12 protein-coding genes are annotated in these 21,596 nt (G+C 66.8%); 5 read left to right on the forward strand and 7 right to left on the reverse strand.

The window, feature by feature from the left end; translation table 11 throughout:
* Positions 1–21: 21 nt before the first annotated feature.
* Entirely contained in the window at positions 22–1,611 is a 1,590-nt protein-coding gene (gene purH, locus ACW176_RS04245) for a bifunctional phosphoribosylaminoimidazolecarboxamide formyltransferase/IMP cyclohydrolase (RefSeq protein ID WP_492111015.1), read from the forward strand.
* Positions 1,612–1,621: 10 nt separating this feature from the next.
* Positions 1,622–2,380 (forward strand): dienelactone hydrolase family protein, encoded by a 759-nt coding sequence (locus ACW176_RS04250; protein ID WP_492111016.1) that lies wholly within the window; start codon positions 1,622–1,624, stop codon positions 2,378–2,380.
* On the opposite strand, the gene pyrC is transcribed toward ACW176_RS04250, so the two are convergent.
* On the reverse strand, positions 2,377–3,486 hold the full coding sequence (gene pyrC, locus ACW176_RS04255; protein WP_492111017.1) for a dihydroorotase: 1,110 nt from the start codon (positions 3,484–3,486) through the stop codon (positions 2,377–2,379). The genes ACW176_RS04250 and pyrC overlap by 4 nt on opposite strands.
* A gap of 30 nt (positions 3,487–3,516) precedes the next feature.
* Positions 3,517–4,422: a LysR family transcriptional regulator gene (locus ACW176_RS04260; RefSeq protein ID WP_492111018.1), complete on the reverse strand. Its 906-nt coding sequence runs from the start codon at positions 4,420–4,422 to the stop codon at positions 3,517–3,519.
* A 109-nt stretch (positions 4,423–4,531) separates the two neighbouring features.
* On the opposite strand from ACW176_RS04260, the gene ACW176_RS04265 reads away from it, so the two are divergent.
* A complete protein-coding gene (locus ACW176_RS04265; protein ID WP_492111019.1) occupies positions 4,532–6,097 on the forward strand; it encodes a proton-conducting transporter transmembrane domain-containing protein in 1,566 nt (521 codons plus the stop codon).
* Between the two features lie 41 nt (positions 6,098–6,138).
* Complete coding sequence (locus ACW176_RS04270; RefSeq protein ID WP_492111020.1) at positions 6,139–8,535, forward strand: YbcC family protein; 2,397 nt, start codon at positions 6,139–6,141, stop codon at positions 8,533–8,535.
* 211 nt (positions 8,536–8,746) lie between these two features.
* Here the strand turns inward: ACW176_RS04270 and ACW176_RS04275 are convergent, their stop codons facing one another.
* The 3 genes from ACW176_RS04275 to ACW176_RS04285 form a co-directional block, all read right to left on the reverse strand.
* Positions 8,747–9,943 (reverse strand): DUF418 domain-containing protein, encoded by a 1,197-nt coding sequence (locus ACW176_RS04275; protein WP_492111021.1) that lies wholly within the window; start codon positions 9,941–9,943, stop codon positions 8,747–8,749.
* Between the two features lie 73 nt (positions 9,944–10,016).
* Positions 10,017–14,867 (reverse strand): NAD-glutamate dehydrogenase, encoded by a 4,851-nt coding sequence (locus tag ACW176_RS04280; RefSeq protein ID WP_492111022.1) that lies wholly within the window; start codon positions 14,865–14,867, stop codon positions 10,017–10,019.
* Positions 14,868–15,140: 273 nt separating this feature from the next.
* Positions 15,141–16,271, reverse strand: coding sequence for an AI-2E family transporter (locus tag ACW176_RS04285; protein ID WP_492111023.1), 1,131 nt, complete (start codon positions 16,269–16,271; stop codon positions 15,141–15,143).
* Between the two features lie 97 nt (positions 16,272–16,368).
* Here ACW176_RS04285 and ACW176_RS04290 point away from each other — a divergent pair, with 97 nt between their 5' ends.
* On the forward strand, positions 16,369–17,898 hold the full coding sequence (locus ACW176_RS04290) for a helicase HerA-like C-terminal domain-containing protein (RefSeq protein ID WP_492111024.1): 1,530 nt from the start codon (positions 16,369–16,371) through the stop codon (positions 17,896–17,898).
* Between the two features lie 6 nt (positions 17,899–17,904).
* On the opposite strand, the gene ACW176_RS04295 is transcribed toward ACW176_RS04290, so the two are convergent.
* On the reverse strand, positions 17,905–20,319 hold the full coding sequence (locus ACW176_RS04295) for an EAL domain-containing protein (protein WP_492111025.1): 2,415 nt from the start codon (positions 20,317–20,319) through the stop codon (positions 17,905–17,907).
* Positions 20,320–20,450: 131 nt separating this feature from the next.
* The gene (gene galE / locus ACW176_RS04300) at positions 20,451–21,434 is read right to left on the reverse strand and encodes a UDP-glucose 4-epimerase GalE (RefSeq protein WP_492111026.1); all 984 of its coding nucleotides are present in this window, start codon (positions 21,432–21,434) and stop codon (positions 20,451–20,453) included.
* Between the last annotated feature and the right edge of the window lie 162 nt (positions 21,435–21,596).

A 21,596-nucleotide genomic window follows, 5' to 3' on the forward strand; every position in this document is an offset into this window, starting at 1 on the left:
CACCAGACCCGGAGTCCCGCCGTGCCCGCCGCCCCCGACTATCCGTCCGCCCCCGATCTCGTCATCCCCAAGCGCGCCCTGCTGTCGGTCTCCGACAAGACCGGCCTGGTCGAGGCGGCGAAGGTCCTGCACGAGGCCGGCGTCGAGCTGGTCTCGACCGGCGGCACCAAGGCGGCCATCGCGGCGGCCGGCCTGCCGGTGAAAGATGTGTCGGACCTGACGGGCTTTCCCGAAATGATGGACGGCCGGGTCAAGACCCTGCACCCCATCGTCCACGGCGGGCTTCTCGGGGTTCGGGATGCTCCCGAACATGCGCAAGCCATGGCCGACCACGGCATCGGCGGCATCGATATCCTGTATGTGAACCTCTATCCGTTCGAGGCCACGGTCGCCAAGGGCGGGTCCTACGCCGAGTGCGTCGAGAACATCGACATCGGCGGCCCGGCCATGATCCGCTCGGCGGCCAAGAACCACGGCTATGTCGCCGTCTGCACCGACCCGGCCGACCTTGGCGAAGTGCTCGACGCCCTAAAGGCCGGCGGCACCACCCTGGCTCTTCGCCAGACCCTTGCGGGCCGCGCCTATGCCCGCACGGCGGCCTATGACGCGGCGATCTCGGCCTGGTTCGCCCAGGCCCTCGGCCAGGACTTCCCGGCCCGCAAGGCGATCGCCGGCGAGCTGCGCCAGGTGATGCGCTATGGCGAGAATCCGCACCAGAAGGCGGCCTTCTATGCCTTCCCCAGCCCCCGCGTCGGCGTGGCCACGGCCACCCAGCTGCAGGGCAAGGAGCTCAGCTACAATAACATCAACGACACCGACGCGGCCTTCGAGCTGATCGCCGAGTTCGATCCGGCCCAGGGTCCGGCCGTGGCGATCATCAAGCACGCCAACCCCTGCGGCGTGGCGGTGGGCGGCTCGCAGCGGCAAGCCTATGAGCGGGCCCTGGCCTGCGACCCGACCTCGGCCTTCGGCGGCATCGTCGCCGTCAATTCGCGCCTGACCCGCGAGGCCGCCCTGCAGATGGTCGAGATCTTCACCGAGGTGGTGATCGCCCCGGAAGCCGACGACGACGCCATCGCCGTGTTCGCGGCCAAGAAGAACCTGCGCCTGCTGGTGACCGGCGGCCTGCCCGACGCCCTGTCGACCGGCGACACCTTCAAGAGCGTGGCCGGCGGCTTCCTGGTGCAGTCGCGGGATGACGCGCGGATCACCGCTTCGGATCTGAAGATCGTCACCAAGCGCCAGCCGACCGACACCGAGGTCCGCGACATGCTGTTCGCCTTCACCGTCGGCAAGCACGTCAAGTCCAACGCCATCGTCTATGCCCGCGACGGCCAGACCCTGGGCGTGGGCGCCGGCCAGATGAACCGCAAGGACAGCGCCCGCATCGCGGCCCTGCGCGCCGCCGATTTCGGCCTCGACCTGCAGGGCTGCGCCTGCGCCTCGGAAGCCTTCTTCCCGTTCGCGGATGGCCTGATCCAGGCCGCCGAGGCCGGCGCCACGGCGATCATCCAGCCGGGTGGCTCGATGCGCGACGGCGAGGTGATCGAGGCCGCCGACAAGCTGGGCCTGACCATGGCCTTCACCGGCGTTCGGGTGTTCAGGCACTAGGATCCGGATGATGCAAAGCGCCACCTGGGGAACCAGGGTCATCGAGCACTCGCAGGTGTTCAAGCCTGACGGGCCCGGCCCTTTCCCGGTGGCGCTGATCCTGCACGGCTGCGGCGGCAAGACGCCGTTCCTGGAAGCCTATGCCCAGACGGCGGTCGAGGCGGGCTATGCCGCGATCGTCGTCGACTCGCTGAAGCCGCGCGGCATGTCGACCCTGGACGCCAAGCTGACGGTCTGCACCGGCGTGCGGCTGCATGGGCTGAAACGCGCCGCCGACCTGTTCGGGGTGATGGCCTGGCTGGAGGACCAGTCCTGGGCCGATCACGAGCGGATCTTCCTGGCCGGCTGGAGCCACGGCGGCTGGACGATCATGGACGGCTACGCGATCGGGGCCAATGCGGCCAGGGTCACGGGTCTGGTCGACGCCGATCCGGCCCGGCTGCGGGCCCGGGTCAGGGGCGCCCTGCTGGTCTATCCGTTCGCCGGCTATCCCGCCCTGACCACGCGCCATGGCTGGGGCGCCGGCGGCCCACGGGTGTTTTCGGTGCTGGCCGGTCGAGACCAAGTCGTCGGCTGGAAGGTGCCCCAGCGCGCGCTGCAGCGGCTGACCCTGGACGGGCTGAGCGTCGACACCGTGTTCCACGCCGACGCCACCCACGCCTTCGACGACGACAAGGCCAATGACCCGCGCGCCAAGTACCGTCCGGACCTTCTGGCCCAGACGCGGGACTATTTCGGGCGGGCCCTGACGGAGACCCTGAGCGACTAGGCGCTCGCCGGGACGGTCGATGCGCCAGCAAGGCGCCAGTTCAGCGTCTCACCGGCATGAAACGGCACCAGGCTCTCCGATCCCGGCGTCATTTTTTCGGGAACCGGACACGATTGAAGCTCCAGAACAATGACGCCCTCGTTGAGCGGCAGACCATAGAAGCGTGGGCCGTTTTCAGACGCAAAGGCTTCGAGATGGTCCAGCGCCCCCTCCTCGTCGAAGGTCTTGGCATAGCTTTCCATGGCGAAAGGCGCATTGAACACGCCCGCGCAGCCGCACGAGGATTCCTTGTCGCCAACGGCGTGCGGCGCGGAATCTGTGCCCAGGAAGAACTTGGCGGAACCGGACGTCGCCGCTCGGCGCAGGGCCAGCCTGTGGGTCTCGCGCTTGGCGACTGGCAGGCAATAGAAGTGGGGCCGGATCCCGCCATCGAACATGGCGTTGCGATTGATCGCCAGGTGGTGCGGCGTGATCGTCGCCGCCAGATTGGGGCCGCCGGCCTCAACGAACGATACGGCGTCGGCCGTCGTGATGTGCTCGAACACCACCTTGAGCGCCGGGAAATCCGCGATCAGTTTCGCGAGAATACGCTCGATGAAGACGGCCTCACGGTCGAAGATATCGACCTCGCGATCGGTCACCTCGCCATGGATCAGCAGGGGCATGCCGATCCGCTGCATGACCTCCAGCACAGGCTGGATGTTGCGGATGTCGGTGACGCCATGGGCCGAATTGGTGGTGGCGTTCGCGGGGTAGAGCTTGCAGGCCGTGAAGACGCCCTCTGCAAAGCCGCGCTCGACTTCGCCTGCGTCGATGGTGTCGGTGAGATAGCAGGTCATCAGCGGCTCGAAGGCCAGGCCCGGCTCAACGGCGGCGAGGATGCGGTCGCGATAGCCCTTGGCGGCCGCGACCGTCGTGACCGGCGGACGGAGATTGGGCATGACGATAGCCCTTGCGAACTGCCTGGCCGTGAAATTGACGACGGAAGACAGCATGTCGCCGTCACGAAGGTGGACATGCCAGTCGTCGGGTCGGCGAAGAGTCAGGCGGCGCTGCGCCGCGGAGTGGGAGCCGGCTTCGGTCACAGGCCTGTCTGGGATCGTCATTCATCGGCTCCTTGGCAGGCGTGGCTGGTATCAAGACGCAGCGGTATCGGGCTTCGCGCTCTCATATCGCGTCAGCAAGTCCGCGAGCAATGCGTTTGGGAACCGACGGTTCTGAATGATGGCGTAGAAACTTTCCGTGAGCTGCGGGATCTTGCAGTGCTCGACCAGCACGCCGGATTCCAGCTCGTCGCGGACGACGATCGGCGGCACCAGCGTCACGCCTTCGCGCTCGCGGGCCAGCAGGCGCAGCATCGCCATATCGTCGACTTCGGCCAGGATGATCGGCCGGATGCCCGCCAGATCGAGCAGAAGGTCGAATCCGACCCGGATGTCGCTGTCGAGGCTCGGAAGCAGAATGGGCTCGCTGCGCAGATCCTCCGGGAAGCGGAAGGGTGGCTTGCCGGGCCTGGGCCGGCCCACCAGGCTGACGGGCTGTTGGTTGAGCAGGTGATTGCGAAAGGGCGCGCGGGCGTCGCGCTGAGCGGCGCTGTTGGACAGAACCACGTCGATGGCGTGCGCTTCGAGCTGGGCGAGCAGGTCGCGTGTCGTGCCGGACCGCACGATCAACTCCACATCCGCGCGGCCGACCAGGGGGCGCAGGAACTCAAGCTGGAAGTTGCGCGACAGGGTCGTCAGCGCGCCGACCCTCAGCACCTGGGCGCTTGCGAGAGGCCGCCCTTCAAGGGTGCTCATCAACTCGTCTCCGGCCTGGAACACGGTGTCCGCATAGTCCAGCGAGATCTGACCCGCCTCGGTCAGGACGAGCCGCTTGCCGACACGCTCGAACAGGGCGTGCCCCATCTGGTGTTCGAGTTTCTGGATCTGCACCGAGAGCGCCGACTGCGACAGATTCAGTCGCTGGGCCGCTCGGGTGAGGCTGCCTTCATGCGCGACCGCCCAGAAATAGCGGAGATGGTTGAAGTTCAGGGATTTCATATCGTTCTATAAAACAGAACGATATAGCAGAAACAATGAATTTTCCGCACACTCCGGAGCGATCTAAGTCGGCACCCGGCCTGCAACAGGCGGTGAGTGGGAAAAACCAGTGCCAATCGATCTCCTGCCGTTTGCCGCGCCCTTGGCGCTTTTGATGTGCGCCGCCGTCGGCTTCATCACCCCCGGCCGCAGGCCTCGCGTCCTTCCTCGGCTGGCTGAAGGCGCAGCCGTTGTCGCCCTGGTGGTCGCGGCGATCTCGGCGGGAGGGCTTGTCCTGTACGGGTCGGAGGACAGCCGCCTGATCGGGCTGCACGGCATCGGTCTGTCCCTCCGGCTCGACGCCGTCAGCGCCGTGATGTTCCTGCTGGTCTCATTCATTGGCTGGGTCGTGGTGCGCTACACCGCCACCTACATGGACGGCGAGGCCCGACAGGGCGCGTTCACCGGCTGGCTCTGCATGACGCTGGCCTCGGTGCTTCTCCTGGTGCTCTCGGGCAATTTGGTCCAGCTGGTTCTGGCGTGGATCGCGACGAGCGTCTTTCTGCACCGGCTTCTGCTGTTCTATCCGGAACGCGTCGCCGCCCAGCGCGCAGCCGCCAAGAAGCTGGTCACCGCGCGCCTTGGCGACGCGGCCCTGATCACTGCGGCGGTGTTGCTGGCCCTGGCCTACGGCACAGCCGACATCGCGCAGATCCTGAGCAGCGCGCGCGCCGGAAATGGCGGCGGACTCGCGATCGCGGCGGCCGGCTTCCTCGCAGCGGCGGCCATTCTGAAATCGGCGCAGTTCCCCGTGCACGGCTGGTTGACCGAGGCGATGGAGACGCCGACGCCGGTGTCGGCGCTTCTGCACGCGGGCGTCATCAACGCCGGCGGGTTTCTGCTGATCCGCTTCGCTGACGTGATGTTGCTGGCCCCAGGCGTTCTGGCGGTCCTGGTGGTGGTCGGCGGGTTCACTGCGCTCTTCGGCGGTCTGGTGATGCTGACCCAGCCTGCGGTGAAGACCTCGCTGGCCTGGTCGACGGTCGCGCAGATGGGCTTCATGATCCTGGAGTGCGGGCTCGCGCTCTTTCCGCTGGCCTTGCTGCACATCGTGGCGCACTCGCTCTACAAGGCCCATTCCTTCCTGGCCTCCGGCGGGGCGGTCGACCTGATCGCCGCCAATCGCAGGCCAGGTCCCGTGGCCATTCCAAAGGCCGGCGCAGTCGGGCGCGCCTTTCTTCTAGCCCTGGCGATCTATGCCGTGGTCGGGCTGGGCTTCGGGTTCGTGTTCCAGCACAAGTCGCCGCAAGCCATCGCCCTGGGCGCCATTCTGATCTTCGGCGTCGCCTACATGCTGGCGCAGGGCCTTGCTGACGCGGCGCCAAGGGCCCTGACCCGGCGCACAATCGTCTACGCCGTCGCCACCTCAGTCAGCTACTTCGCGCTTCAGGTCCTTGCCATCTGGCTGACCTCTGGCGTCCTGCCCGCCGCTCCGGCGCCGGGGCCGCTGCAATGGGCGCTGATCATGCTCGCGGTCGTCAGTTTCGGCCTCGTCGCCGTGGTCCAGGCGATGTTTCCGCTCTGGGCCTATCACCCGGCCGCCGCAGGGCTGCGCGTGCATCTCTCCAACGGCTTCTACGCCAACGCGGTGTTCGATCGGCTGCTCGGCGGCTGGCGTTTGCGCAACGCCACTTGATCCGCCTGGAGGACGAAATGATGAATTCAGAGACTCCGATCATGCTCGACACCCTAGAACTGGACGCCGCCGCTGAGCGCGCCGCCCGGGCCATCCCTCCGGTCTGGCCACTGGCGTCTAGCGTTGCGGTCAATCCGTTCCTCGGCCAGACCGATGAGACCCTCGCCACAGTCGCCGCGCGGTTGGCGCGAGTATCGGGCGTCGCGGTTACCATGCCCCGAGGCTGGTACCAGGAGCGGATCGCCAGCGGCGTCATCACAGACGGCGATCTGTCGGAGGCCTTGGCCAGCGCGCTGCAGACGCCGCGTCCTGCAAGCCTCGCCGCGCTCAAGTCAGCCGCCCATGTCTCGAAACCGACGGCTGGAGCGCTGCCGACGATCGCCGATCTCGCCGCCGAGGTGTCGGGAATCGACTGGCCAGGGTTGATCGCGGAGCGCTTCGGGGCGTGGGCGGCAGGATACTTCGATGAGGGCCAGGCGCTCTGGGCCGCCCCACGCGGTCGAGGCGCCTACGCCGCCTGGCGCGCCGTCGCCACCCATGATCTGACGCCCGAGATCGTCGGTCTGGCGGGTTTTGCCACCCGTGTTTCCGAAGCCCCGGAAACGGCTTCGGGCGCAATTGCGAGCGTGACGCAGCGGATCGCCATTCCGGCAGAGGCCCTGGAAACCTATTTCCACCAGATGCTGATGACGCTGGGCGGCTGGGCGCAATATGCCCGCTACCGGCTCTGGCAGGCGGAGCTGGGCGGCGCTGAAGACCCAACCATAGGCGACTTTCTGGCTATCCGTCTGATCTGGGAAGCGGCCCTCCTTGAGCGATACGAGGCGAAGATCGCAGATCGCTGGAATGCGATTGTCGCCCATCATGCGGCGCCTGTCAGACCGACGGCCGACCATGTGGTGGACGCCATCCTGCAGGACGCGTTGGAGCGCTCGGCGCAGCGGGCCCTGGCTGAGACGCTCGCGGCGCCGGGGACACTTGCGACGGGCAAACGACCCGCGCTCCAGGCCGCATTCTGTATCGATGTCCGGTCCGAGGTCTTTCGGCGGGCGCTGGAGTCGGTCAATCCGGATGTCCAGACCCTGGGGTTCGCAGGGTTCTTCGGGCTGACGGCCTCCCATCGCCGCTTTGCATCCGATGTGCAGGAGCACCGGTTGCCCGTGCTTCTCAATCCGGGCCTGACCACGTGTTCTGGCGGCCCCGATGACGCCGAGGCGGACAAATCGGCGCGGTTCAAGGCTCGCGCGAAGCGGGCCTGGGGTCGCTTCAAGCTCGCCGCCGTCTCCTCCTTCGCCTTCGTCGAGGCGACGGGCCCGGTTTATGTCAGCAAACTCGTCAGCGATGCGTTGGGACTTCACGCCACGGCCGCGCCCCATGATCCCGCGCCCCGTCTTGATCCCGCTCTTGATCTGGCAACGCGGACCAAGACCGCCGAGACTGTGCTGCGGGCCATGTCGCTCACAAGCAACTTTGCGCGCCTAGTGCTGCTGGCCGGACACGGCGCGAACGTCGTCAACAACCCCCACGCCAGCGGCCTTCACTGCGGGGCCTGCGGCGGCTATTCCGGCGAGGTCAATGCGCGGCTGCTGGCGACGTTGCTCAATGACCCGGAGGTGCGCTCGGGCCTGTCATCGGAAGGGATCGAGATTCCAGCCGATACGCTGTTCCTCGGCGCTCTGCATGACACCACGACGGACGCTGTCACACTCTATGCGGACGATCATCCCTCGGCGCCGCGTCAGCACGATATCCGCCAGGCGAAGCTTTGCCTGGAGGCGGCAGGCGTCATTTCACGAGGCGAACGGGCGCTACGCCTGCCAAGAGCCGGGGGGGAGGGGCGCGTTAAGCATCGAAGCCGCGACTGGGCTGAGGTGCGGCCCGAATGGGCGTTGGCCGGTTGCAAGGCGTTCATTGCCGCGCCCCGTCGGCGGACAGCGGGCAAGACCCTTGAGGGGCGCGCCTTCCTTCATGACTATGACTGGAAGATGGACCGGGGCTTTGGCGTTCTGGAACTGATCCTGACGGCGCCCGTGGTCGTCGCGAGCTGGATCAGCCTGCAGTATTACGGATCCACCGTGGCGCCCGCCGTGTTCGGCGGCGGCAACAAGCTGTTGCACAACGTCACCGGCGGCATCGGCGTCGTCGAGGGGGCGGGCGGCGTGATGCGCGCCGGTCTCCCTTGGCAATCCGTGCATGACGGCGAGCGCTACGTGCATGAGCCGCTTCGCTTGTCTGTCTGCATCGAAGCGCCGCGCGAGGCGATGACCGAGATCCTCAAACGGCATGAGAGCGTTCGCTCGCTGTTTGACAATCGCTGGCTGCATCTCTTCGCCCTCGATGAGGCCGGCAGGATGGCGTGGCGCTACGCCGGCGATCTGCAATGGACCGCGATGAACGTCGCGCCCGATCCGGCCATTCCTCTGAAGATGGCGGTCTGACCAGTAAAACGCGTCGGCTCTCACCTGCCTTGGCTGAGATCGGAGACCATCCACATCCTGCGCGCAGCGTTCGCTGAAGCCCGCAACCCGGTCATGCCCTTCTCAGCGAGGAAGGGCATGACGGTGATGGCGCACCTAGCGCTGACATTCTGCGGCCTGACTGAGTCGTGACAGTCTTCCGTGCGGCTCCCCCGACGGTTCAGGAAAGTCTCTAGGCTCCCGCCCTGCTCCGCAGGATCGGGGTCGGACCGCGATAGAGCCGGCGCCAGAACCACTCCAACGGGCCCATGCTGAATCGGTCCATCCACCACTTCGACCACAGAATCTGGGCGATCCAGATGGCCACAACGATCAGGGCCAGGCCGGGCCGGTCGACCTTGCCATGCAGGCTCAGGCCCCGGCCGCCATAGAAGATCGCAGTCATGATGAACGACTGGGCCAGATAGTTGGTGAAGGCCATCTGGCCGACGGGGGCGAGGATTTCGGGGATCTTCTTCCAGAAGCCCGCCGACCGCGAGGCGAACACCACCAGGCTGACATAGGCCAGGGTGATCAGGGGCGCGGTGGCCATCTGGACGACGCCGGCGATCATGCCCAGCGGCCTGGGCAGGCCGGTCAGGGCGACGGTGATGAACAGCGCGCCGGTGACCGCCAGGGCCAGCAGGCCGACGACGGTGAGGATCGCATAGGTCTTCTTTGAGGCCTCGCCTGTGAAGACGCCGGTCTTGAAGCAGCCCAGTCCGATCAGCATCAGGCTGCCCGTCATCATGACGATGACCGGCTCGCCAGCCAGCAGCGGCAGGCGGTCCTTGGCGTTCTGGATCAGCGACTGCATGAACGTGCCGGCGTACTGAGCGGCGGCGGCGCTGTTCGTGGCGGCTTCCTTTGCGGCCTGGACCGCTTCCTCGGCCGCATCGTGCGGCATCAACATCGAGGCGACCATGCCGGCGGCCATCATCAGCGAGAAGCCGATCCAGATGCCGATCCCGACCTTGAACAGCCGCTTGGGCGACCAGGAGCGGGCGAACATCACCAGAAAGCCGGCCAGGGCGTAGCTGAGCAGCACGTCGCCGAACCAGATCGCGAAGCCGTGCAGCAGGCCAAAGACCACCATCCACATCAGGCGCTTGCGCAGGGTCGCGCCGCGCTCGATCTCGGACCGCTCGCCGCCGACCAGGAAAATCGAGACGCCGAACAGCATGGCGAACAGGGTGACGAACTTGCGCTGAAACAGCCACTGGGTGGCGACCCAGACCGAGACCGTGTCCGCTCCGGTCCCGTGCGGCCAGTGGCGCACCGACTCTGCCAGGCCCGCCGTGACGGCGAAGTCCGGCGCGTTGCACAGCAGGATGCCCAGCACCCCCAGACCCCGCAGGGAGTCCAGCAGGACGATGCGATTCTTGACCATGTGCCCCCCAAGGCATTGTGGCGCGAGCCTAGTCCGACCTGGGCTCGCGCCACAACCTTCGCGTCAGGCGCGCCTAACCCGCGTTGGCCAATTCGCGCAGCGCGGCATTGGCGATGGTCAGCTTGGCGAAGGTCCAGCCACCGCCGGCGTTCTCGATATCCTCCACCGTACGCTTGGCCGAGCGGACAGGACCCATACGCAGGGCGGCCCAAGAGGTCACCGCCGCCTTGGCTGACAGCTCGTCCTCGCCGGCCTGGGCGCTGGCCGAGAACTTCAGCACCGCCTGGGTGATGGACGTCTGCTCGCTGAGCAGGTCCTCGATCAGGCGGCGCACAGCCAGGCGCTCGAAGGCGTCGCCGCCGACGAATGAGCCCGCCGCGCCGCGCAACCGGTCAAAGCCGAAGGCCGCCCCGGTCTGGTGATAGAGGCGCGCCACGTTCTTGACGGTCCAGCTGGAGGCGCTGGCAAGGTCGACGAGATCGGCGGCGATGGTCAGGGGCTGCAGCGCCGCCACGCCCTGGGCCAGGGCTTCCGGCGCGCCGTCGGCGACATAGGCCTTCACCCGCTTGGCGACGGCCTTCTGTTCAAAGGCCGAGAGCACGGCAGGAGTCATGGCCCGCAGTTCAGAGACCGAAGGGCCGTAGCTCTCGACCAGCGCCTCTACCTTGGTCTTGTCGCGGAATGCGCGCCTGGCCAGCCAGAAGGTCAGGCTGCGCAGCGCGTAGGACAGAGCCTTGTAGAGCGCCGTCTGGCCCTCCGCCGAGGCGTGGTTGTCCAGGGCCGAAACCTGGTCCCACAGCGCGTCGATCCCGAGGATCTCGCGCGCCGCCGTGAACCCGGTGATCAGGGCGTCGGTGTCGCAACCGGCGGCGGCCTTAAGGCGGGTCGCGAAGGTCGGACCGCACATGTTGACCATCTGATTGCCGACCACCGTAGCGATGATCTCGCGCTTCAGCCGGTGCGTCTGCATCTGGGCGGCATAGCGGTTGAGGCCCTTGGGGAAGTAGCCCCGCAGAGTCCTTTCGAACCACGGATCGTCAGGGGCGTCGGAGGCCACGATCTCATCGAACAGGTCCAGCTTGCCATAGGCCAGCAGCACCGCCAGCTCCGGTCGGGTCAGACCCTTGCCGGCCTGCTTGCGCTCGAGGAGAGTCGTATTGGTCGGCAGACCTTCGACCTTGCGGTCCAGGCGCCCGCGACTTTCCAGATCGACCATGTAGCGGATCTGGGGGTCGACCTCGCTGGCGGCGTCGCTTTCCAGCAGGGTCAGCGCGAGGGTCTGGTCGTAATTATGCTCCAGCACGTGATGGGCGACGTCATCGGTCATGGAGGCCAGCAGCGTGTTGCGGCTGGGACGATCCAGCTCACCGCCTCGCTCCAGCAGGCCCGTGAGGATCTTGATGTTGACCTCATGGTCGGAACTGTCGACGCCGGCCGAGTTGTCGATGGCGTCGGTGTTGATGTGCCCCCCGGCGGTGGCGAATTCGATGCGGCCGGCTTGGGTCAGGCCCAGATTGGCGCCCTCGCCCACCACCTTGACCCGCAGGTCCGCGCCATTGACGCGTACGGCGTCATTGGCCTTGTCACCGGCGTCGGCGTTGCTCTCGCCCTGGGCCTTCACATAGGTGCCGATGCCGCCGAGATAGAGCAGCTCGGCCCTGGACTTCAGGATCGCGGTCATCAGTTCGGCCGGTGAGACGGCCTCGGCCTTGATCTCGAACAGGGCACGGACTTCCGGCGACAGGGGAATGCTCTTGAGGCTGCGGGCGAAGACGCCGCCGCCGGCCGAGATCTTGCTGCGGTCATAGTCGTCCCACGAGGAGCGCGGCAGCTTGAACATCCGGTCGCGTTCCACCCACGAGGATGCGGTGTCCGGATCGGGATCGAGGAAGATGTGCCGGTGATCGAAGGCCGCGAGCAGTTTGGTTTGCTTCGACAGCAGCATGCCGTTGCCGAACACGTCGCCGCTCATGTCGCCGACGCCCACGACGGTGAAGGGCTGGGTCTGGATGTCCTTGCCCATTTCGCGGAAGTGGCGCTTGACCGCCTCCCAGGCGCCGCGGGCGGTGATGCCCATGACCTTGTGGTCGTAGCCGACCGAACCGCCAGAGGCGAAGGCGTCGCCCAGCCAGAAGCCGTAATCCTCGGCCACGCCATTGGCGATGTCGGAGAAGGTCGCCGTGCCCTTGTCGGCGGCGACGACCAGATAGGGATCCTCGCCATCATGCACGACCACCGATAGCGGCGGCACGACCTTGTTGTCGGCGTCGATATTGTCGGTGATGTCGAGCAGGCCCGACAGGAAGGTCTTGTAGGCGCGGATCGCCTCGGCCTGGACCGCGTCGCGATCACCGCCGCGCGGCAACTGCTTGGGATAGAAGCCGCCCTTGGAGCCGACCGGTACGATCACCGCGTTCTTGACCTGCTGAGCCTTGACCAGTCCCAGCACCTCGGTGCGGAAGTCGTCGCGGCGATCGGACCAGCGCAGGCCGCCGCGCGCCACGGGCCCAAAGCGCAGGTGCACGCCCTCGATGTGCGGGGCCGAGATGAAGATCTCGCGATAGGGCTTTGGGGCCGGCAGGTCTTCCAGCTCGCGCGAGGCGATCTTGAAGCTGATATAGGGCTTGGGCTGACCATCTTCGGCGGGTTGATAGAAGTTGGTCCGCAGGATCGCGCCGACCAGGGCGGCGATCCGGCGCAGTACGCGGTCGGCGTCGAGGCTCTCGACAGCCTGCAGAGCCTCACCGATCTTGGCCTCGACGGCCTTGGCCTGTTCCCGCCGGTCCTTGAGATCTGCCAGGACGGCCGGGTCGAACTTGGTCTGGAACAGGTCGAGAATCAGACGGGCGACGCCGGGATGATCGGCCAGGGCCTGCTCCTGCACACCCTGGCTGGGATCGAGACCCGATTGCTGACGATAACGGGCCAGGGCGCGGATCAGGGCCGCTTCGCGCCAGCCGATGCCCAGCTCCAGCACCAGCCGGTTGAAGCCGTCGCTCTCGGCGCGGCCCGTCCAGATGGCGACGAAGGCAGCCTCGAAGGCCAGCTTGACGTCGGCGAAAGTCAGGTGCTCGCCCTGCTCGTCGGCCAGGACGAACTCATGCACCCAGACGGGCGCGCGCGCGCCGCCGTCGGAGGTCGGCGAAACCTTGTGGCCGTCCTCGATCAGCGCCTTGAGGCCCATGTGCTCGAGGATCGGCAGAACGTCGGCCAGGGGCGCCGCAGCGCCGGGGCGATAGAGCTTGAAGCGGAAGGTCGTCGCGCTGTCCTCGGGACGACGGAAGGCGCGGACGCGAACAGCCTCGCCTTCGGCCAGGGCGTCGACCACCTCGATGTCGGCCAGGGCCTCGGCGGCGTCGTACTGGTCGCGATAGCCGGGCGGGAAGGCGCCGGCGTAACGGGCCAGGGTCTCGGCGACCCGCCCCGGGGCGCCGCCGTCACGGATCGCCGCCTCGAAGCGGTCCTCCCAGGTGCGGGCGGTCTCGGCGATGGCGGCTTCCAGCTGAGCCATGTCCGGCTCGTAGTGATCGCCCGGCGTGACGCCGACAATGAAATGAACCCGCGCCAGCGGCGCGTCGGAGAAGCTGGGATAGTAGGCGGAGACCCGGCCGCCGAAGGCCTCGGCCAGCAGATGGCCGGCCCGTTCGCGGACGCCAGAGTCGTAACGCTCCCGCGGCACGAACAGCAAGGCCGAGATGAATCGGTCAAAGGGGTCGCGGCGGGTGAACAGCCGGACGCGGGGCCGATCATAGAGGTGCAGAACCCCCAAAGCCATGCTCAGCAGTTGGTCGGTATCCGTCTGGAACAGCTCGTCGCGGGGCCAGGTCTCCAGGATGTTTCGCAGGCGCTTGCCGTTGTGGCTGTCGGGATCCTTGCTGGCGCTGTCCAGAACGTGCGCCACCTTGCGACGGATCAGCGGCACGTCATGAGCCGGAGTCTCGTAGGCCTCGGCGGTGAACAGGCCGACAAAGCGGACCTCGCCGGAGGGCTTGCCGTCGGCGCCGTACCGGCGCACCCCGACATAATCCATGTAGCCGCGACGGTGGACGCGCGAGCGCAGGTTGGACTTGGCCACCACGATCGGGTCGCCGATCTCGATATGGCTGAGGACCTGACGCGACAGGATGGCCGGCTCGCTGCCCCGGCGCAGCACAGTGCGGACCTCGTCGCGCAGGACGCCCAGATTGCCCTCCGGCCGATCCAGGGGCTCCTCGGCCGCATAGCCGCCGTCGCTCGTGCGGGGATAGTCGTAGACCCGGGCGCCGAGAAACACGAAATGGTCGTCGGCCAGCCAGTCGAGGAAATCCATGTCCTCGGCCCGGGCCTCCGCCGGAATGGCGACCTTGGTGTCGCGCAGCTCAAGGATCGTGCGGCGCATCAGGCCGCGCATGGCCTCGAAGTCCTGCACGGCCAGGCGAACATCAGCCAGGGCCTCGCCCACAGCCTGGATCAGAGCCGCCTCGCGGTCCTCGCCGACGGAAGCCAGATAGATCTGGATCATCGAGCGGCGCTGGCCGCCAACCTCGACCACCGGGTGGAACATGGCCCGGACCTGAAAGCCCGCCTCGGCCACTGCGCCCATGATGCTGTCGACCAAAAAGGGTCGGTCCTGCTGGACGATCTCGAGGAGGTCGCCGCGCAGGTAGGTCCCGTCAGGCTTGCGCGCCTGACGCAGACGGATGGCCGGCTCGGTCACATCGGTCACGTCCTGACCAAAGCGCCAGAAATCGGCAAGGGCATGAGCGGTATCGCCGGCGTCGAACCCCGGCATTTCGTCGGCCGACCAGTCGTCCTGAGCCTGGGCGAGGAAATGAGCCGCCTGAGCCGGCAGCGCATCGGCGGCATGACCCAAAGCCTGGGCGAAAGCCGTCAACAACTGGCCGCCCGCCATTGAAGCCTGGGGGTCATTTTTTGCACTGACCATGAGATTTCCTCGCGAATTTTTGGCGACAACCTAGACTTTTCGGGGTGTGATTCAACCAGGACATCGAAAACCCGCCATGGATCTTGCGGATTTCGAGCGCGCCGGGAATGTCGGGGGAAAACGGAAGCGCCGCCGGTGGGGGAAACCGGCGGCGCAGACCCGCCCGGGGGGAGCGGGCGGGCATTTTCCGCTTCGGACGCGCCGGAGAACCAGGCTGCGTCGGGCGGGGGTCCGACCGGGGGGTGTCGGACCAAACAGAGATAGGCGCAACGTTCAGGATTTTAAGTCCCCCTTGGCGACTTTCTGTCGGGCGGCCGACCTTGGCGTCTCAGCCTCCGACGCCTCTCCGCCCGAGGTTACACTCGCCCCCTGCGGATCACCGTCTTCGGACAGCAGGATGGCGATCCAGCGCGAGCCGTCAAACTGGGCCAGGATCACCATGAAGGCCACCGTCAGCGGGGTCGACAGGAACATGCCGGGCACGCCCCACAGGGCGCCCCAGACGGCCAGGGACAACAGCACCACGGTCGGGTCCATGTTCAGGCTGTCGCCCTGCATGCGGGGCAAGACGATGTTGCCGACCACGAAATAGATCGCCTGCAGGGCCACAAAAAGGATCGTCGCCGGCAGGAAGCTGTCGGGAAACTGCACGATGGCGAACAACGGTGGCAGGAAGCAGCCAATGGCGCCGCCCAGGATCGGGATGTAGCTGGCGAGGAAAATCAGGAAGGCCCAGAAGAAGGCGTTGTCGAGCCCCAGCAACGCCATCACCAGCCAGGCGCCGACCGCGATCATCAGGCCCGTGACCGTCTGGATCCACAGATACTGCTCCACGCCGTCGCGGATGCGGTGGAACAGCACCATCGCCTTGTCCCGCTCGCCGCCTTGCGGAAACAGGGCCACGATCTTGCGGTTGAAGCCCCGGCGCGAGGCGATGATAAAGCCCAGATAGATCAGAACGAGCACTGCGCTGGAGGCAAAGTTCTGCAGGCTCTGGGCCGCAGCGCCGATAAAGCGTTGCGGATCGAGCTGGGTGATCAGGTCACTCAAGGTCGGCGCGACATGGATGCCGACCGCGTGGGCCAGCCTGGCGATCACGTCATTGAGCCTGGGCGCATAGGCCTTCAGCTGGTCGACAAAGCTGGCGCTGTTTTCGGCCACCACCCACACCGAAAGGCCAAAGAGCAGGGTCAACAGGACGATCGCGGTCGGCAGGGCCACGCGCTTGGGGAAGCGCGCCCTGATGGTCAGCACCCGCGAAAAGCTGTCGATCATCACCGCCAGGAAGACCGCCAGGGCCAGGGGCGAGAGGATGTCGCGCATCCACAGCAGCGCCGCGCCGCCCGCGATCACCGCCAGAAAGACCACGGCGTTGCGAGTGGCGGCGGACGACGAAACGGTCATTCAAGAACTCCTGGAGATCGTAACACTTTGCCTACCGCGATTGGCGCGGCGCAAGGGCGCGGTTAGGGTCAGTGCTCAAGTTTGGAGGATGTTGCATATGACCTTGTCGATTGGTGAAGGCGAAATCCTGATCGGGCTGGGCGAAGGTCCGGTGACCCAGCGCCTGGATCGCTCCAATCGGCACGGCGTCGTGGCGGGCGCGACCGGCACCGGCAAGACGGTGACCCTTCAGATCATGGCCCAGGCGTTTTCGGACGCCGGCGTCCCTGTGTTCGCCGCAGACATTAAGGGGGATCTTTCGGGCATCGCCCTGGCCGGGACGCCCAACGAGAAGATGCTGGCCCGCGCCGCTTCAATGGATCTGACCCTGACCCCGGCCGCCCCGCCGACCGTGTTCTGGGACCTGTTCGGCCAGAAGGGTCATCCGATCCGCACAACCATCTCGGAGATGGGTCCCGTCCTGCTGGCGCGCCTGCTGGAGCTCAATGATGTGCAGGAAGGCGTCCTGACCATCGTCTTCCATGTCGCCGACAAGGACGGCCTGCTGCTGCTGGACCTGAAGGACCTGCAGGCCGGCCTGAAATATGTCGCCGACAACGCCGCCGACATCGGGACGCTCTATGGCAATGTCTCGCCTGCGACGGTGGGCGCGATCCAGCGCAAGCTGCTGACCCTGCAGAGCCAGGGCGCTGACAATTTCTTCGGCGAGCCGGCTCTGAACCTCGCCGACATCATGCGCACCGACGTCGCTGGACGCGGCTATGTGAACCTGCTGGCCGCCGACAGGCTGATCCAGTCACCCAAGCTCTATTCGACCTTCCTGCTGTGGCTGCTGTCGGAACTGTTCGAGGAACTGCCTGAGCTGGGCGATGTGGACAAACCCCGCCTGGTGTTCTTCTTCGACGAGGCTCACCTGCTGTTCAACGACGCGCCCAAGCCCCTGCTGGAGAAGATCGAGCAGGTCGTGCGCCTGATCCGCTCCAAGGGCGTGGGAATCTATTTCGTCACCCAGAACCCGGCCGACATTCCTGACGCGGTCCTCGGCCAGCTGGGGGCGCGTATCCAGCATGCGCTGCGCGCCTACACGCCCGCCGACCAGAAGGGTCTGAAGGCCGCCGCCCAGTCGTTCCGGGTCAATCCGTCCTTCGACACGGCCGAGACCATTCAGGGCCTGGGCGTCGGTGAGGCCTTGGTCTCGACCCTCGACGCCAAAGGCGCGCCCTGCGTCGTGCAGAAGACCATGATCCGCCCGCCCGCTTCGCGTCTGGGGCCGCTGACGCCGGAGGAGCGCACATCGCTGATCGCCAGGAGCCCGGTGGCCGGCCTGTATGACACCGCCCAGGATCGCGGGTCGGCCTATGAGGTCCTGCAGGGCCGAGCCCAGGACGCCCTTCGCCAGAGCGAAGCCGCCCAGGACGCGGCCGAGGCGGAGAAGGTCCGGATCGCTGAAGAAAAGGTTCGGGCCCGGGAAGAGGCGCGCGAGACCCGGGCCGCCCCTCGCCCCCGCGCTTCAAATCGCCAGGGCATGGCCGAGACCTTCGCAAAGTCGCTGCTGCGCACCGTCGCCAGTCAGGCCGGGCGCGAGATCATGCGGGGCCTGCTTGGAGGTCTGAAGCGCAGTCGCTGATCGGTCTCAGGCGGCGGAACGCCTGGCGCGCTTGGGCGCCTGGGCGGCGACCGGGGCCGGGGCCACCTTGGTCCAGGCGTCGAGGGTGTGCAGCGGTCCCGGCCGACCGATGGCGTAACCCTGCAACTCGGCGCAGTCCTCGCTGCGCAGGAAGTTGATCTGCTCCTGAGTCTCCACGCCCTCGGCCACGACCGGAATCTCCAGACTGCGGCCCAGGCCCAGGACAGCGCGGACAATGACGGTCGCGCGGTCATGGCGGTGGATGTTCTCGACGAAGCTCTTGTCGATCTTGATCTTGTCGAACGGGAACGACTGCAGGGTGGACAGCGAGGAGAAGCCTGTGCCGAAATCATCCATGGCGATGCGAACGCCCAGCGCCTTGAGGCGGCGCAGGTTGTCGAGCGCCCGCTGATAGTCCTTGAACAGCGCGCTCTCGGTAATTTCCAGCTCCAGCCGGTGGGGCGACAGGCCGGTGGCGATCAGCACCTCGTGCACCAGGGTCGGCAGGGCGGGGTTGTTCAGCTGCAGCGGCGAGAGGTTGACCGCGATGCGCAGCGGCTTCTCCCAGGCGGCGGCGTCGGCGCAGGCGCGACGCAGGACCCATTCGCCCAGCGGGGCGATCAGGCCGTTCTCTTCGGCCACCGGAATGAAATCGAGCGGCGGGATCATGCCGCGGGTCGGATGCTGCCAGCGGACCAGGGCTTCGAAACCGCAAACCTCGCCATCGGAAGCCCGGGCCAGAGGCTGGTAGTAGACCACCAGCTCGCCGTCGGCGATGCCCTGCTTCAGATCGCGGGCCAGGGCGCGGCGCTCGCGGATCGACTCGTCCATCTCGCGCTTGAAGAAGCGATAGATCCCGCGACCGCCTTCCTTGGCGCGATACAGCGCCATGTCGGCATTGGCCATCAGTGACTCTGTCGTGCGGCCGTCGTCGGGGTAGAGGCTGACACCCAGGCTGGCGCCCATGGCCAGGTCCTGACCTTCGAACATGACCGGGGTCGCCAGAATGTCCAGAAGTCGGCCCGAGAGCTCGGCGGCGGCCGTCGGTTGGTCGCCCGCCCCCACCTGCACAACCATGAACTCGTCGCCGCCCAGCCGTGCGGCGAAGGAGGGCGCCGAGATGGAATCCTGCAGACGACGGGCTGTCTCAACGAGCAGGGCGTCGCCCGCCGGGTGACCATGCTGGTCGTTGGCTTCCTTGAAATGATCGAGGTCGATACAGATCACCGACAGGGTCTCGCCCGAGGCCTCAACGCGCTCTATGGCGGCGGCCAGGCGGGTCTGTAGCGAGTTGCGATTGGGCAAACCGGTCAGGCCGTCATGCTCAGCCAGATAGCGGATCTTCTCTTCGGCCGAGCGGCGTTCGCGCAGGTCACGGACCGCCAGCACGGTAAGGCCCGAGGTCTCCGTGCGGGCGCCGTCGTCCATCAGACGCGAGAACACCTCGACGGGAATTTCGCGGCCGCCTTCGAGCGGTTGCAGAAAGCCTTCGCGGCGCACGCCGTCTCGGGAGGCCTCGTCGCCGTCGAAGGTGAGGATCGCGTCGAACAGGGGCTTGCCCTTGATCTCTTCAAGCGGCGCCCCGACCAGCTCGCAGAAGGCGGCGTTGGCGTCGTTGATACGGCCGTCCTGGACGACCACGATGCCCTCATAGGCGGCGTTGGCCATGCGGCGGATGCGTTCGAGGGCCGAGCGTGTGGTCTGGGATTCGATCGCGACGGCGCCGAGCCCGCCCAGGATGATCAGACCGGTGATGCTGGTGACGGCCAGGGTCAGGAAGCCGCCCGAAAGCAGTTGCTCGGGGACCACGATCGAAGTGTCGGGCACAATGGTGATGGCGCCCATGCCGGTGAAATGCAGGGCGCAGACGCCCAGGGTCAGTATCCCGCCGCCCAGGATCTGTTTGCCGATGCTGCGAGCGCGGCCCGCGAGGATCAAAGCGGCCGTAGAGCCGGCTACGCCAAACAGCACCGAGGCGCCGACCGTCGCATGTTCCCAGACAATGTGGCCCTGGGTCACGAAGGCGGTCATCCCGGTATAGTGCATGGAGGCGACGCCCATGCCGAGGATCAGGCCGCCGGCCAGGTCATTGGTGCGCGTGCGCTGCGCCGAGGCGACGACAAAGCCCGAGCCGATGAACAGGACGGCGATCATCAGGGACAAAAGGGTGCCGGTCGGGCTGTAGCCCGTTTTCAGACCGGGGTCGTAGGCGACCATGCCGATGAAATGGGTGGCCCAGACCCCCGACCCGCAGACCAGGCCGGTGAGCAGCAGCCAGGCCGCTCTGACGAGCCCCTTGGCGCCGCGCATGCGTGAGTAGAGTCTGAACGCGGTGAAGCAGGCGGCGAAACAAACGACCGCCGCCACGCCGACCAACCGATAGTCATGCTCGGTCGTCAGACAGGCCAAAACCTTCAACACACGCGGTTCCCCCGGATCACAGCCCTCAGACGATACCGGGAGAGTTACAAATAAACTCTTTCAACGCGCGGTCGTGCGACAATTGGCCATGATCCCGCCGGATCAAGGGCTGGATCATCCCTGATCAACCTTCACCGACCTGCGGCGGCCTGGGTCTGGTGCCAGCGCCAGGCGCTTGCAAGGATCACGTCGAGATCGCGCGACGGGGTCCAGCCCAGCTCGGCGCGAGCCTTGGCGTTGTCGCCGACCAGGATGGGCGCATCGCCCGAGCGGCGCGCGGCGATCTGCACAGGCAGGGGCTTGCCGGTGGCGCGTTCCACGCCGGCGATCATCTCCTTGACCGTCGTGCCATGGCCGGTGCCGAGATTGTAGCTGCTGCTCGTCGCGCCTCCGAGCAGGCGGTTCAGCGCCGCGACATGGGCGTCGGCCAGGTCCAGCACGTGGACATAGTCGCGCACGGCGGTGCCGTCGCGGGTGTCGTAGTCGTCGCCGAAGATCGTGAAGTGCGGCCGCTGCCCCAGAGCTACCTGGATCGCCAGGGGAATGGCGTGGGTCTCGGGCTCGTGCCACTCGCCGATCCGGCCTTCGGGGTCGGCGCCGGCGGCGTTGAAATAGCGCAACACCGTGCTGCGGAAGCCGACATAGCGGCCATAGTCGGTCAGAGCCTGCTCGACCATCAGCTTGCTGCGGCCATAGGGATTGAGCGGGTTCTGCGGATGGGTCTCGTCCATCGGCACCCTCACCGGATCGCCGAAGGTGGCGCAGGTCGAGGAAAACACCATGGCCTCGACGCCGGCCCGGCGGGCGGCCTCGATCAGGTTGATCGTGCCGGCCACATTGTTGTCGAAGAAGGCGCCGGGATCCTTGACCGACTCCCCGACCTCGATGCGGGCGGCAAAGTGCAGGACGGCGACGGGCTTGTGGGCGGCGAACACCGCGTCCAGCCGGGCGGCGTCGCGGATGTCGCCGATTTCGAGCGGACCCCACTGGACGTGCTCGCGGTGGCCGTTGGAGAGGTCGTCGAACACCACGGGCCTGAAGCCCGCCGCCGCCAGGGCCAGGCAGGTGTGGGAGCCGACATAGCCAGCGCCCCCGGCCACCAGAACGGTTTGCATGAAATTCCCCTCGCGATGCAGGCCTCTGGCTATCGGCTTTAGGTCAGGGGTGGAAGACCGGTGTGACCCACCGAGACGTTCGTCATGATGATGTCATGGGTTGAGCGTCTAGGGCAGACGGCTTGCCTCGGCGCCGCGATTGCTGGATTAGGCACAAGCGTC

It is taken from the genome of Caulobacter sp. FV1ye13L (genome assembly GCF_058681155.1).

What these genes read in the sequence shown, in the direction of transcription:
- ACW176_RS04250 (WP_492111016.1), top strand. Translation starts at nt 1,622, where the DNA reads ATGCAAAGCGCCACCTGGGGAACCAGGGTCATCGAGCACTCGCAGGTG.
- pyrC (WP_492111017.1), bottom strand. Translation starts at nt 3,486, where the DNA reads ATGACGATCCCAGACAGGCCTGTGACCGAAGCCGGCTCCCACTCCGCG.
- ACW176_RS04260 (WP_492111018.1), bottom strand. Translation starts at nt 4,422, where the DNA reads ATGAAATCCCTGAACTTCAACCATCTCCGCTATTTCTGGGCGGTCGCG.
- ACW176_RS04270 (WP_492111020.1), top strand. Translation starts at nt 6,139, where the DNA reads ATGCTCGACACCCTAGAACTGGACGCCGCCGCTGAGCGCGCCGCCCGG.
- ACW176_RS04275 (WP_492111021.1), bottom strand. Translation starts at nt 9,943, where the DNA reads ATGGTCAAGAATCGCATCGTCCTGCTGGACTCCCTGCGGGGTCTGGGG.
- ACW176_RS04280 (WP_492111022.1), bottom strand. Translation starts at nt 14,867, where the DNA reads ATGGTCAGTGCAAAAAATGACCCCCAGGCTTCAATGGCGGGCGGCCAG.
- ACW176_RS04285 (WP_492111023.1), bottom strand. Translation starts at nt 16,271, where the DNA reads ATGACCGTTTCGTCGTCCGCCGCCACTCGCAACGCCGTGGTCTTTCTG.
- ACW176_RS04290 (WP_492111024.1), top strand. Translation starts at nt 16,369, where the DNA reads ATGACCTTGTCGATTGGTGAAGGCGAAATCCTGATCGGGCTGGGCGAA.
- galE (WP_492111026.1), bottom strand. Translation starts at nt 21,434, where the DNA reads ATGCAAACCGTTCTGGTGGCCGGGGGCGCTGGCTATGTCGGCTCCCAC.